The sequence below is a fragment of the Roseateles chitinivorans genome (assembly GCF_002761755.1).
Taxonomy (GTDB): domain Bacteria; phylum Pseudomonadota; class Gammaproteobacteria; order Burkholderiales; family Burkholderiaceae_C; genus Roseateles; species Roseateles chitinivorans.
Map to the genome: position 1 here is coordinate 37,777 of NZ_PEOG01000027.1, position 13,823 is coordinate 51,599.

Sequence of the window (13,823 nt, forward strand, 5' to 3'; positions counted from 1 at the left end):
GGGCGGCACGATACCTCAGCCTCATGGATACTTCGGCGCCCCGCGCGGTCCTTCCGCCAACCTGACGCCTATCCCTCCGAAGATGCCGCTCAGTCACCTGCTCCTGTGCTTGTCGATCGTCGCCGCGCTGCTGCCGGTCCGGGCGCCGTGGCCCTGGTTGTCCCTACTGATCATGGCGGTCACCGCCGGACAGATCCATGGTCAGCTGACGGTCGCCGCCCTCGTGCCGGTGGCCGCGATGGCGGCACTGGCCTGGATGGCGATCGCCGCGCGTCACCGGCCACGGCGCGAGGCGGTGCTGATGGCACTGATGCTGGTCGTCGGCCTGGCGCTGGCGCTGCATCTGCTGCCGGGCTTCCTGAATCCGACCTACCTGGTGGCGGCCTCCGACGCGCGGCCGCCGACGTTGCGTCATCTGAACTTCGACAAGGGCGTGGCCGGGATGCTGATGCTGGTGGTGCTGGCTTCGCAGCAGCGGCGCCGCGCCGAGGGCCTCTCATTGGCCCCCGCCCCCGGCCTGCCGTCCGCCGCGCTCTGGGCAACGGTCGCCGCGACGCTGGCACTGCCCTGGCTGCTGGCGGTGGTCGGCGGCCTCGGGCGCCCCACGCTGCGCTGGCCGGACAACGCCGGGCTGTTCCTGGCGTCCAACCTCTTCCTGACCTGCGTCGCCGAGGAAGCCGCCTTCCGCGGCGTGATCCAGGGACTGCTGGCGCGGCGCCTGGGCACCGACCTGCGGACCGTCAACGGCTGGCTGCCGGTGCTGCTGGCGGCGGTGCTCTTCGGCATGGCGCACGCGGCCGGCGGGCCGCTTTACGTCGGGTTGGCGATGCTGGCCGGGCTCGGCTACGGCTTGGCCTATGCGCTGAGCGCCCGCATCGAGGTCGCCATCGGCCTGCATTTCGCGCTCAACGCGCTGGTGTTCCTGACGCTGGACCTGCGCATCGGCTGACGCCGGATGGACGCCCCGGGGTGCGGCGGTTGCGCGGGCATGGCGCCTGCCGCAAGCCGGTCCAGGGCCACCGCCGGCGGGGTGCCGTAGGCGGTTCGTGTGTCTCCCGTGTACGGATTGTTGCCGTCGGCATGCTGGCCGGGACAGGCCAGCTTGTCTGACGATAATCCGCCGACCTGAACTCGTGCGCCCCGCATGCAGCAGCTCGCTCAATTCGCTCGCACCCTCGCCACCGCCGTGGCCGGTTTCTTCCAGGCGCTGTGGCGCCGCACCGCGCCGATGCGGGCCTCGCTGCGCACGCTCCCGGCGTGGAAGCGCATCGCCGTGTGGTCGGGCGCCAGCGTGCTGGCCTTGGCCCTGCTGCTCGCGGGCGCGGCGGCGGTCGTGTGGCCGGGCCTGCCCGACCTGGACCGGCTGACCGACTACAACCCCAAGCAGCCGTTGCGGGTCTACACCGAGGACGGCCAGCTGCTGGCCGAATTCGGCGCCGAGCGCCGCAGCTATCTGCCGCTGGACCGCATTCCCAAGCAGATGCAGCAGGCGCTGCTGGCGGTCGAGGACGCCAGCTTCTACGAGCACCAGGGCGTCTCGTTCACCGGCATCTTCCGGGCGGCGCTGGCCAACCTGTTCTCGTCCCGCAGCCAGGGCGCCTCGACCATCACCCAGCAGCTGGCGCGCGACCTGTACCTGACCAAGAAGAAGCTCTACACCCGCAAGTTCGTCGAGATCCTGCTGGCCTTCAAGATCGAGAGCCAGCTGTCCAAGGACAAGATCCTCGAGGTCTACATGAACCAGATCTACCTGGGTCAGCGGGCCTACGGCTTCGAGGCGGCGGCCCACGCGTACTACGGCAAGCCGCTGAAGGAACTGTCGATCGGCGAGACCGCGATGCTGGCGGGCCTGCCGCAGAACCCCTATTACGCGAATCCGATCATGAACCTGCCGCGCGCGCAGCGTCGCCAGGCGGTGGTGCTGCAGCGGATGGTGGACGTCGGGATGATCACGCCAGAGCAGGCGCAGGAGGCGCGCGACGAGCCGGTCAAGCTGCGCAGCGCGCAGGAGCAGCGGCTGCCCTATGGCCAGTACGCCGCGGAGATGGTGCGGCAGGTGGTCCATGCCCAGTACGGCGACGAGGCCTACAGCCGCGGCCTGCGGGTGACGACGACGCTACGCATGGACGACCAGGTCGCCGCGTACAAGGCGCTGCGCCGCACGCTGATGGACTACGAGCGCCGCAAGGCCTGGCGCGGTCCGGAGGGCGAGGTCGACCTGCCCGAGGGCATGGACGCGCAGGACCAGGACACCGCGATCGCGCAGGCGCTCAACGAGCATCCCGACAACGACGACCTGCGCGCCGCGGTGGTGACGCAGGTCGCGTCCAACCGGATCCAGGCGACGCTGGCCGACGGCGAGGACATCGAGATCAAGGGCGACGGCCTGCGCTCGGTGCAGTCGGCGCTGTCGGCCAAGGCCAAGCCCGAGTTGCGCATCCATCGCGGCGCCATCGTCCGGGTGCTGCGCGGCAACCCGACCAAGGAGTTCCCCAAGGGCGCCTGGGCGGTGACGCAGTCGCCTGAAGCCGAGGGCGCGCTGGTCTCGGTCGAGCCCGACAGCGGCAAGATCCTGGCGCTGGTGGGCGGCTTCGACTTCAACCGCAACCAGTTCAACCACGCGACACAGGCCTGGCGCCAGCCGGGTTCCAGCTTCAAGCCCTTCATCTACTCGGCGGCGATGGAGAACGGCGCCAGCCCGGCGACCCTGGTCGACGACGCGCCGATCTCGGTGGGCGACTGGAGTCCGCGCAACTCGGACGGCAACTTCGATGGCCCGATGACGCTGCGCCAGGCCCTGGCGAAGTCCAAGAACATGGTCACGATCCGGGTGCTGGAGCAACTGACCCCGGCCCGCGGCCGCGCCTGGGCCGGCAAGTTCGGCCTGGACCTCGACAAGCAGCCGGAGAACCTGACGCTGGCGCTGGGGTCGGGCTCGGTGACCCCGCTGCAGATGGCCAGTGCGTATTCGGTCTTTGCCAACGGCGGCTACCTGCTCAAGCCGCTGCTGGTGACAAAGATCGTCGACGCGCAGAACCAGGTGCTGTTCGAGGCCGAACCGGAAAAGCTCACCGACGAGCGCCGCGCGATCAGCGAGCGCAATGCGTTCATCACCGGCTCGCTGCTGCGCGAGGTGGCGATCCGCGGCACGGCCTACCGCGCCAGCCAGTCGCTCAAGCGCTACGACCTGTATGGCAAGACCGGCACGACCAATGACGCGGTGGATGCCTGGTTCGCCGGCTTCCAGCGCCGTGTGGCGACGGTCGTCTGGATCGGCTACGACCAGCCGCGCAGCCTGGGCGCCAGCGAGACCGGCGGCGGCATCGCGCTGCCGGCGTGGATCGACTACATGGCCGTGGCGCTGCGGGACGTCAAGCCGTCGGAGATCGAGCCGCCCAAGGACGGCGGCCTGGTGCAGGAGGAAGGGCCGTATGGACCCGACTGGGTGTACAGCGAGTTCGCCGGCGACGCCGGGCTGAAGACCATCGGACCGATGCCGCCGCCCCTGCCGGCGTCCGATGCGGCCTCCGGCGCCTTCCCGGGAGCGCCCGGCGCATCCGGCGTACCGCCGTCCTGGTGGATGGGCGGCGAGCGCAGCGGCGGACAGTGAGGCCCTCCACCGCAGGCCGCCGCGGCGGCGACGAGGCCGGCACCCGGACGGATCACCGGGCAGGAATCAGCAGCGGAGGAGTCCTCGCATGTGCCCATCGTTGAAGCCCGCTCCGGGCCGGTTCCTGAAACGACCCGGGGGCCTCGCGGGCATGCTGGCGACGCTCGCGCTTGCCGTGTCGGCGGTCCCGGCCCGGGCCGCGGACACCGATGCCGACGCCATCGAACCCGACCAGCCCGGCATCGTCGAATCGAGCAGCACCGTCGGCCAGGGCCGTGCGCTGCTGGAGACCGGGATCGGCTACCAGCGCGACCGGAGCGACGGCGTGCGCAGCCGGCTGTGGTCCACGCCGACGCTGCTGCGCTTCGGTTTCGCCGAGGACTGGGAGTTCCGCGTCGAGACCGACGGCTACCAGCGCCTGCGCGCGACGGGCGCCGACGGCACGACGCGCGCGAGCGGCTGGGCCGACACGGCGCTCGGCGTGAAGTGGCACCTGCAGGACAGCGACGGCGAGCGCGGCAAGCCTGGCCTGGCCTGGCTGCTGCACCTGGACATGGACAGCGGCTCGGCGACCTTCCGGGGTCAGGGTTTGCGCCCGTCGCTGCGGCTGACGGCGGAATGGGACCTGCCGCGCGACTGGTCGGCGGGGCTCATCGGCGGGCTTTATCGCGACAGCCGCGACGATGGCCGGCACTTCGTGGGCGGCATCCTCGGCGCGTCGCTGGGCTGGCCGATCGCCGAGCGCTGGAAGGGCTATGTCGAGGTCGCTGGCGACCAGCTCGCGTCGACCCGCAACGGCGGCCGCAGCATCTCGGCCGGCACCGGTGTCACCTGGCTGGTCGACCGCCGCGTGCAGCTCGATGCGTCGGTCAACCGCGGCCTGACGAAGCAGACGCCGGACTGGGTGCTGGGCCTGGGCGTGTCGATCGGCTTCTGAGCCACACAGCGCGCGCCTCCCCTCGCTGGATGATTCCCGGCGCCGGCGGGATGTCGTACAAAGCCGGCTGTTCTTCAGCCGCTGTGTCTTCTTCATGCTGCTCCCCCTCCGCTCCCTCGCCCTTGCCGGCGCGCTCGCCGCGCTGACCGCCCTGCCCGCCGCCTGGGCGGCCCCGGCCAGCGGCACCTTCACCGCTGCACGCTCCTGCGAGGCGCTGCAGTCCTTCCGCAAGGGCACGAATCCCGACGGCGCGAAGCTGTCACCAGGGACCGGCTACGCGATCCTGGAGACGCACGACGCCGGCTGGACCCGCGTGCAGGTGCCGGGCGCGCGTCCGCCGGAACGCTGGGTGCAGAACGACTGCGGCAGCGCGGGCGGCGGCGCCGCGACCCCGACGCCAGCGCGGTCCGACCGCGCGCCGGGCGACGGGCCGTCGATGTCGGGCCGCGGCGGCATGTGCGCCACGGCCAACGAGTACGACAGCTTCGTGCTGGCGATGTCGTGGCAGCCCGGCTTTTGCGAATGGACGGCAGGCGGCAAGCGCGGCAAGCCGGAATGCGAGGCGATGGAGAGCGGCAAGCTCAAGGTCAGCAACCTGACGCTGCACGGGTTGTGGCCCAACCGCCAGCAGTGCGGCATCAGCTACGGCAACTGCAGCGCCGCGCCGATGACGCTGTCGAAGGAGACGATCGCCTACATCGGGCCGTGGATGCCGAACTTCCTGTACGAGAAGGACTTCGGCGAGCATGAATGGCGCAAGCACGGCACCTGCCAGGCGATGAATCCGGACGCGTACTTCCGCCGGGCGGTGGATCTGGTGAAGCAGTTCAACGATTCGGGCGTCGGGCAGTACATCCGTCAGAACATCGGCGGATCGATCTCGCGGCGCACGTTCTACGACAAGCTGAAGGCCGAGACCGGCAGCGACGCGTATCGGGACAGCGTGAAGCTGATGTGCTCGGGGCAATACCTGACGGAGATCCAGGTGAAGCTGCCGCGGGACTATCGCGCTGGCGGCTCGCTCAAGGACCTGATGGGCGACCAGCCCGGCGGCAGCGGCGGCGGCACCTGCCGCGGGGACGAGATCCGGATCGAGGCGAGCGGGCGCTGAGCATGCGGGTCGCCGCGGCCGTCGATGCAGCCCCGTCCGGCGTCGCGCCGGTGCGGTCTCAGCGCTTCCTGACGACCACGCTGCCGACCGAGTACCCCGCGCCGAACGAGCAGATCACGCCCAGGTCGCCCTGCTTCAGGTTGGCGCGATGTTCGTGGAAGGCGATCACCGAGCCGGCCGAGGCGGTGTTGGCATAGGTGTCCAGGATCAGCGGCGCGATGTCCGCGCCGGCCTCGCCGCCGACCAGCTTCTTGATCACCAGCTGGTTCATGCCCAGGTTGGCCTGGTGCAGCCAGTAGCGGCTGACGTCGGTCGGCTGGATGTGCAGCGCCGCCAGGTGGCTCTCGATGTGGGCCGCGGCGATCGGCACCACTTCCTTGAAGACCTTGCGACCCTCCTGGCGGAAGGTCTTGTCGCGCGCCTCGGGATCGCTGTCCTCGGCCTTGTTCATGAAGCCGAAGTTGTTGCGGATGTTGTTGGAGAACTGCGTCGCCAGCTTGGTGCCCAGGATCTCCCACTGTTCCGGCGCCACCGCCAGGTCGGCGCGCTCGACCACGATCGCCGTGCACACGTCGCCGAAGATGAAGTGGCAGTCGCGGTCCTTCCATTCCAGGTGGGCCGAGGTGATCTCCGGATTCACGATCAGCACGCACTTCGACGCGCCCGAGCGCACCGCGTTGTAGGCCTGCTCCAGCGCGAAGGTGGCCGACGAGCAGGCCACGTTCATGTCAAAGCCGTAGCCGCCCGCGCCCAGCGCCTGCTGGATCTCCACCGCCATCGCCGGATACGCCCGCTGCATGTTGGCGGCCGAGCAGAAGACCGCGTCGACGTCCTCCGGCTGGCGGCCCGCCGCGGCCAGCGCCTTGCGGGCGGCGTCGACGGCGATCTCGGCCATCAGCGACAGCTGGTCGTCGGCGCGCTCCTGGAAGCGCGGGTACATGCGCGTCGGGTCCAGCACGCCTTCCTTCTCGATCACATAGCGCTGCTTGATGCCGGAGGCCTTCTCGATGAACTCGACGCTCGAATGCACCAGCGGCTCGAGCGTGCCGGCGGCGATGGCCTCGGCGTGCTCGGCGTTCTGCAGGTCCACGTAGCGGTTGAAGGCATCCACCAGCTCGGCGTTGGTGATGACGTGCGGCGGCTGGTACAGGCCGGTGCCGCTGATGACGACGGAATGCATGGGGCGGGTCTTCTGAGGTCGCCCCGTTGCGGGGCCAAGGGGCGAAGTTTAGCGAACTGCGCTCAAAAGCCCCCGATCCGTGCATGCTGCACCGCAACGCGGCGCGAACTGCCGCCGGCATGCGTAGAATGAGCCACCGGGCCCAAATTTTGGGACCCGGTTTTTTTTTGGCCGGGTCCCAAGTCAAGCGCTCGCAGCCCAGGGCATGCACTGCATCAACGCAGCCCGACATTGCGACTTTGGACCATGGAAATCTTTGACTACGACAACATCCTGCTGCTGCCCCGCAAGTGCCGCGTGACCAGCCGCAGCGAGTGCGACACCGCCGTCGACTTCGGACCCCGCCGCTTCAAGCTGCCGGTGGTGCCGGCCAACATGAAGACGGTCGTGGACGAGCCCATCACCGAATGGCTGGCCGCCAACGGCTACTTCTACGTGATGCACCGCTTCGACCTGGACGCGGTCGCCTTCGCCCGCACGATGCGGGACAAGGGCCTGCTGGTCTCCCTCAGCGCCGGCGTCAAGGACGCCGACTACACCCTCGTCGACCGCCTCGCGGCCGAAGGCCTGGGCGCCGACTACATCACCATCGACATCGCCCACGGCCACGCCGACGCGGTGCAGCGGATGATCGCCCACATCAAGCACCGGCTGCCCGACACCTTCGTCATCGCCGGCAACGTGGGCACGCCCGAGGGCGTGATCGACCTCGAGAATTGGGGCGCGGACGCGACCAAGGTCGGCATCGGCCCGGGCAAGGTCTGCATCACGCGGCTCAAGACCGGCTTCGGCACCGGCGGCTGGCAGCTGTCGGCGCTGAAGTGGTGCGCCCGGGTCGCGACCAAGCCCATCATTGCCGACGGCGGCATCCGCCATCACGGCGACATCGCCAAGAGCGTGCGCTTCGGCGCGGCGATGGTGATGATCGGCTCGCTCTTCGCCGGCCATGAGGAGTCGCCGGGCAACACCGTCGAGGTCGACGGCAAGCGCTACAAGGAGTACTACGGCTCCGCGTCCGACTTCAACAAGGGCGAGTACAAGCATGTGGAGGGCAAGCGCATCCTCGAGCCGGTGAAGGGCAAGCTCGGCGACACGCTGCGCGAGATGCAGGAGGACCTGCAGAGCTCGATCTCCTACGCCGGCGGCCGCGCCCTCGGCGACCTGCGCAAGGTGAACTACGTGGTCCTGGGCGGCGAGAACGCCGGCGAGCACCTGTTCATGTGAAGCCGCCCGCCGCGCGCCCGACGGCGCGCGGTCCTTCAGCCGGCGATCGCGCCGCTTTCAGCGGCGCCGGTGGCCCGGGGCGATCCCCGGCCGAGCTCCGCCCGCAGCACCTGTGCCGCGGCCACCATGTGCCGCAGCGCCGCCTCGGTCTCCGGCCAGGCCCGTGTCTTCAGCCCGCAGTCCGGATTGACCCACAGCTGCCGCGCCGGAATGACGGTCGCGGCCTTGCGCAGCAGGCGCAGCATCTCGTCGCTCCCCGGCACGCGGGGCGAGTGGATGTCGTAGACGCCGGGGCCGATCTCGTTGGGATAGTGGAAGCCGCCCCCCTCACCGCCGAAACCGCGCAGCAGCTCCATGTCCGAGCGGCTGGTCTCGATGGTGATGACATCGGCATCCATCGCGGCGATCTCCGGGAGGATGTCGTTGAACTCCGAATAGCACATGTGCGTGTGGATCTGCGTCGCATCGCCGACCGATGAGGCGGCGACGCGGAAGGCCCGCGTCGCCCACGCGAGGTAGTCCGCACGCTCCGCCTGGCGCAGCGGCAATCCTTCGCGGATCGCCGGCTCGTCGATCTGGATGATGGCGATGCCGGCGGCCTCCAGGTCGGCGACCTCGTCCCGGATCGCCAGCGCGATCTGCAGCGCGGTGTCGGCGCGCGGCTGGTCGTCGCGCACGAAGGACCATTGCAGGATCGTGATCGGCCCGGTGAGCATGCCCTTCATCGGCCGATCGGTCAGGCCCTGCGCGAAGCGGGTCCACTCGACCGTCATCGGCGCCGGCCGCGCGACATCGCCGAACAGCACCGGCGGCTTCACGCAGCGCGAGCCATAGGACTGCACCCAGCCGTTGGCGGTGAACGCGAAACCGTCGAGCTGCTCGCCGAAGTACTCGACCATGTCGTTGCGCTCCGCCTCCCCGTGCACCAGCACATCCAGTCCCAAGACCTCCTGACGCCGCACCGCCTGCTCGATCTCGTCGCGCATCGCGGCGCGGTAGGTCTCGGCATCCAGCTCGCCGCGCTTGAATGCCGCGCGTGCCGCGCGGATCGCGGGCGTCTGCGGGAAGGAGCCGATCGTCGTCGTCGGGAAGGCCGGCAGCCGCAACCGCTCACGCTGCGCGGCCTGACGCCGCGGGAACGCGGAAGCGCGCCGGTCGGCATCCGCGGGCAAGGCCGCGACGCGACGGGCGATGTCGAGCCGGCGCACCCGCGGACTCGCCGCTCGCGCAGCGCGCGCCTGGCGCGCCTCGACCAGGGCATCGGCCACCGCCGCCTCGTCGCCCCACAGCGCGCGCTTGAGCACGCGCAGCTCCTCCAGCTTCTCGACCGCACCCGCCAGCCAGGGCCGCACATCGGCTTCGACCACCGGGTCGTCGCGCAAGCTCATCGGCACATGCAGCAGCGAGCAGGAGGCCGCCAGCCACAGCCGTCCGCCGCGCAGCTCGCGGACCTCGCGCAAGGTCGCGAGCGCCGCGTCCAGGTCGGCGCGCCAGACATTGCGGCCGTCGACGATGCCGACCGACAACTCCCGACCCAGCGGCAGCGTCCGCGCGACATCGAGCAGTTCGTCGGCGGCACGCACCGCGTCCACATGCAGTCCGGCCACCGGCAGCTCACAGGCGAGCGCCAGGTTCCCCGCCAGCGGCGAGAAGTAGCTCGCCAGCAGCACCTGCTGGTCGACCTGGCCCAGCCGGGCATAAGCACGGCGCAGCGCGTCCTGCCATGCCGGCGGCAGGTCCAGCCCGAGGACGGGTTCATCGAGCTGCACCCAGGTCACGCCGCGTGCGGCGAGCTTCACCAGCAGTTGCTCGTACACCGGCAGCAGGCGGTCCAGCAGCGCGAGGCGATCGAAGCCCTCCTCCTTGCTCTTGCCCAGGAACAGGAAGCTCACCGGCCCGAGCAAGGCCGCCTTCGGGCTCGCCGGGAGCGCGATCGCCTCGTCGACCTCGGCCAGCAACCGGTCGGCGTGCAGGCTGAAGGCGGTGGCGCTGTCGAACTCGGGGACCAGGTAGTGGTAGTTCGTGTCGAACCACTTGGTCATCTCCAGCGCCGGGGCGCCTTCGCGCGTGCCGTCCGCCTTGCCGCCATCCGCCGCGGCGCCACAGCCGCAACCGGGCCCATGCGCATGCACCGCCACGCCGCGCGCCATGGCGAAGTAGCGTCGCAGCGGCGATTCCTCGCCGGTGAAGCCGAAGCGTGCCGGCTCACAGCCGAAGAGCTGGATCAGGTCGGCGACCTGGTCGTAGAGCGCGAAGTCGCCGACGGTGACGTGATCGAGCCCGGCGCCGACCTGCAGACGCCAATGGCGCGTTCGCAATTCCGCAGCCACCGCCTGAAGCGCCGCCTCGTCGATCTCACCGCGCCAATGGCGTTCCAGGGCGAACTTCAGCTCGCGGTTGGCGCCAATGCGGGGAAAGCCCAGCACATGAGTCCGAATCATGATGTTCTCGTCGAAATTGAATGGGATTCGGCATGTTCGCCTTCTCCCATCTATGATTCAAACGAAAGTTTTTCGGCTTTGTCATTAAACCGATTCATGTACACGCCTTTGGAACTGCGTCACCTGCGCACCCTGCTGGCCCTGCGGGAGGCCGGTAACCTCTCGCGCGCCGCCCAACTGCTCAACCTCACGCAGTCGGCCCTGTCGCACCAGCTCAAGGGGCTGGAGGACCATTACGGCGCCGAACTCTTCGAGCGCAAGTCCTCGCCGCTGAGCTTCGGCGTGGCCGGGCAGCGGCTGCTCCAGCTCGCCGAGCTGATCCTGCCGCAGATCGACGAGGCGGACCGCGACGTGCGCCGGCTGGTCGAGGGATCGGCCGGACAACTGCGGATCGCCGTCGAGTGCCACACCTGCTTCGACTGGCTGATGCCGGCGATGGATGCCTTCCGGGAGCGCTGGCCGGAGGTCGAGCTCGACATCGTGTCGGGCTTCCAGGCCGATCCGGTCGGGCTGCTGCACCAGGACCGCGCCGAACTGGCGATCGTCTCGGACGTGGATGCGGAGGAAGCGGGCGTCGCGGTGCATCCGCTGTTCAGCTTCGAGATCGTGGCACTGCTCCCGAAGGGACATCCGCTGCTGGCCAAGCCCTGGCTGGAGGCGGAGGACTTCGCCGGGCAGGCCTACATCCATTACCCAGTGCCCGACGAGATGCTGGACCTGGTGCGCAGCGTGCTGAAGCCGGCCGGCGTGACGCCGCCACGCCGCACCAGCGAGTTGACGGTGGCGATGCTGCAACTGGTGGCCAGCGGTCGCGGCTTCGCGGCGCTGCCGCTGTGGGCGGTCGAGGGCTACCTGGCGCGCGGTTATGTGGCGCGCCAGCGCATCGGGCCGTCGGGCCTGACCGGCCGGCTCTACGCGGTGAGCACCGGCCAGCTGGCGGCCAAGCCCTTCCTGGCGGATTTCGTGCGGATCATGCGCGAGACCTCGCTGGTGAACCTGGGCGGCGTGAGCCTGCTGTGAATGTGCGGCATCGGCGCCACGGACCCGCCGCTATGATGCCGCCCGTTGGTGCTCGCGCCCGGCCCTCCGCCGGCGCAGTTCAACGGGAATCAGGAAGGGCCGCCCGTCCACGGCCGCGGCCCCAACCTGAGCTGCCCCCGCAACGGTAAGCGGAAGGCGCGCCCGGCCGACGCCGTCCACATGCGATGGCATCGGGCCAGAAGCGGCGCGCGACTCGTGGCTGGATCCACTGGACGGTTGTCCGGGAAGGCACCACGGGTTCGTTCTTCCGACAGCCCGGATACCGGCCAACAGGCGGACCCGTCGCCCGGCGACGCGTCCATTCCGCATGCGGCCGCGGGGAAGCGGCCGTCTGCCGCCGCTTTGTGAATCCGACATGCAAGCCTCCCGTCCCCGCGCCGCGCTGCGCGCCGTCGCCCGTGCCGCGCTGGTCGCCGCCCCGGTCCTGTCCACCGTTCCGTCCGTCGCCATCGCGCAGTCCTCGCTCGACCCGGTCATCGTCATCGGCACCCGCGAGGCCCAGCCGCTGAGCCGCAGCGTCGCGGACGTCGTGCTCATCGATGCCGACACCCTGCGCGACAGCGGCGCGGGCAGCGTCGCCGACGTGCTGCGCCGCTACGCCGGCCTCCAGCTCGCCGCCAACGGCGGCCCCGGCCAGACCACGGGCTACTTCCTGCGGGGCGCCAACACCAGCGCCACGGTCGTGATGATCGACGGCGTGCGCGTCGGCTCCGCGACGCTGGGCCAGGCGTCCTTCGAGGCGATGAGCCTGGCCAACATCGAGCGCATTGAGGTGCTGCGCGGCCCGGCCTCCGGCCTGTATGGCGCCGATGCGGTCGGCGGGGTCATCCAGATCGTCACCCGGCAGGGCCAGGGCCCGCTGAACCTGCGCGCCGGTGCGTCCGTGGGCGAATACGGCTCGCGCCAGGGCGACGTGTCGGTCAGCGGTGCGCAGGCCGGCTTCGACTACGCGGCCAGCCTCAGCCGCGACACCAGCGACGGCACGACCGCGATCCGCGGCGACCGCGGCAACAGTTCCTACAACCCGGACAAGGACGGCTTCACCCGCACGGTGGCGTCAGCTCGACTGGGCTTCACGCCGGCCCAGGGCCATCGCATCGGCATCAGCGCGACGCAGAGCCGGCTGAACGCGCAGTACGACAGCGCCACCTTCGATGACCAGTTCATCGCCCATCCGGAAGGCGACTTCCGCAACCGGCTGAAGACGCGGCAGGCGGCACTCGACTACCGCGGCACCCTCTCGCCGATCTGGACGACGACGCTGCAGTTCGCGCGCGGCACCGACGACTCGGTCAGCGGCCTGGCCGATGCGACGCGCTTCAAGACCACCCGCGATCAGGCGACCTGGCAGAACGCGCTGCGGCTGGCGCCCGACCAGCAACTGGTGCTGGCCTACGAGCACCTGCAGGAGCAGGCCGACGGCGTCACCAGCGGCACGCTCAAGCGCACCAACAATGCCTACATCGCCGGCTATAGCGGGCTGTTCGGTCCGGCCGCGCTGGAGGCCAACCTGCGCCGCGACACCAACTCGGTCTACGGCGACAACACGACCGGCAGCCTGGGCGGCAGCTTCGCGCTGAGCCCGACGCTGAAGCTGCGGGCGCTGGCCGGCAAGACCTTCCGCGCGCCGACCTTCAACGACACCGACTTCCCGTTCTACGGCCACCGCGACATCCGTCCCGAGCAGGGTCGCAGCGCGGAGATCGGCCTGAACTGGCGCTCCGGCGCGAGCAGCGCGTCGGCGACGGTCTATCGCAACAAGGTCAAGGACCTGATCATCTACAACCCGGATCCGGCGCTGTGCCCGCCGGCGCCGGACTTCGCCTTCGGCTGCGCGGCCAACGTCGGCCGGGCCCGGCTCACCGGCGCGACGCTGACCGGCGCTCACCGGATCGGCAACTGGAACCTTGCCGCCAACGTCGACTTCCTCGATGCGAAGGACACCGACACCGGCGCGCGGCTGATCCGCCGCGCGGCGCATCAGGAAAGCGTCTCGGTCGATTACGACACCGGCGTGTGGAGCGCCGGTGCGACGCTGACCGACGTCGGCAAGCGCCCGGACACCGGCGCCACGCTGGGCGGCTATGCGCTGCTGGACCTGCGCGCGACCTGGCGCTTCCTGCCGCAATGGCGCCTGGAAGCCAAGATCCTCAACGCGGCGGACCGCGACGTCGAGCCGGTCTACGCCTACCAGGGCCTCGGCCGCCAGGCCTGGGTCGGCGTGCGGTATGACATGAAGGGGTTGTGAGGGCCATCGCCTCTACTCGCGCGGCATCGGA

Annotated in this window: 9 protein-coding genes and 1 riboswitch; of the genes, 7 read left to right on the plus strand and 2 right to left on the minus strand. The window is 70.1% G+C overall.

Annotated elements, in window-relative coordinates; all coding sequences use genetic code 11:
- Nucleotides 1–82 precede the first annotated feature (82 nt).
- The 4 genes from CS062_RS11800 to CS062_RS11815 all read left to right on the plus strand — a co-directional run bounded on the left by CS062_RS11800 (nucleotide 83) and on the right by CS062_RS11815 (nucleotide 5,658).
- Nucleotides 83–949, plus strand: coding sequence for a CPBP family intramembrane glutamic endopeptidase (locus CS062_RS11800; RefSeq protein WP_099861825.1), 867 nt, complete (start codon nucleotides 83–85; stop codon nucleotides 947–949).
- A 195-nt stretch (nucleotides 950–1,144) separates the two neighbouring features.
- Nucleotides 1,145–3,610 (plus strand): penicillin-binding protein 1A, encoded by a 2,466-nt coding sequence (locus CS062_RS11805; protein ID WP_099861826.1) that lies wholly within the window; start codon nucleotides 1,145–1,147, stop codon nucleotides 3,608–3,610.
- 151 nt (nucleotides 3,611–3,761) lie between these two features.
- Entirely contained in the window at nucleotides 3,762–4,547 is a 786-nt protein-coding gene (locus CS062_RS11810; RefSeq protein WP_158238761.1) for a transporter, read from the plus strand.
- 94 nt (nucleotides 4,548–4,641) lie between these two features.
- The gene (locus CS062_RS11815) at nucleotides 4,642–5,658 is read left to right on the plus strand and encodes a ribonuclease T2 family protein (protein ID WP_099861828.1); all 1,017 of its coding nucleotides are present in this window, start codon (nucleotides 4,642–4,644) and stop codon (nucleotides 5,656–5,658) included.
- Between the two features lie 58 nt (nucleotides 5,659–5,716).
- Here the strand turns inward: CS062_RS11815 and CS062_RS11820 are convergent, their stop codons facing one another.
- Nucleotides 5,717–6,838: a beta-ketoacyl-ACP synthase III gene (locus CS062_RS11820; RefSeq protein ID WP_099861829.1), complete on the minus strand. Its 1,122-nt coding sequence runs from the start codon at nucleotides 6,836–6,838 to the stop codon at nucleotides 5,717–5,719.
- Between the two features lie 246 nt (nucleotides 6,839–7,084).
- Between CS062_RS11820 and CS062_RS11825 the strand changes: the two genes are divergently transcribed.
- Nucleotides 7,085–8,062, plus strand: coding sequence for a GMP reductase (locus CS062_RS11825; protein WP_099861830.1), 978 nt, complete (start codon nucleotides 7,085–7,087; stop codon nucleotides 8,060–8,062).
- 35 nt (nucleotides 8,063–8,097) lie between these two features.
- On the opposite strand, the gene metE is transcribed toward CS062_RS11825, so the two are convergent.
- Entirely contained in the window at nucleotides 8,098–10,503 is a 2,406-nt protein-coding gene (metE, locus tag CS062_RS11830; protein ID WP_199174227.1) for a 5-methyltetrahydropteroyltriglutamate--homocysteine S-methyltransferase, read from the minus strand.
- A gap of 96 nt (nucleotides 10,504–10,599) precedes the next feature.
- Between metE and CS062_RS11835 the strand changes: the two genes are divergently transcribed.
- A complete protein-coding gene (locus CS062_RS11835) occupies nucleotides 10,600–11,523 on the plus strand; it encodes a LysR substrate-binding domain-containing protein (RefSeq protein ID WP_099861832.1) in 924 nt (307 codons plus the stop codon).
- A gap of 29 nt (nucleotides 11,524–11,552) precedes the next feature.
- Nucleotides 11,553–11,829: riboswitch (cobalamin riboswitch) on the plus strand.
- Nucleotides 11,830–11,899: 70 nt separating this feature from the next.
- A complete protein-coding gene (locus CS062_RS11840; RefSeq protein ID WP_099861833.1) occupies nucleotides 11,900–13,792 on the plus strand; it encodes a TonB-dependent receptor domain-containing protein in 1,893 nt (630 codons plus the stop codon).
- Nucleotides 13,793–13,823 lie beyond the last annotated feature (31 nt).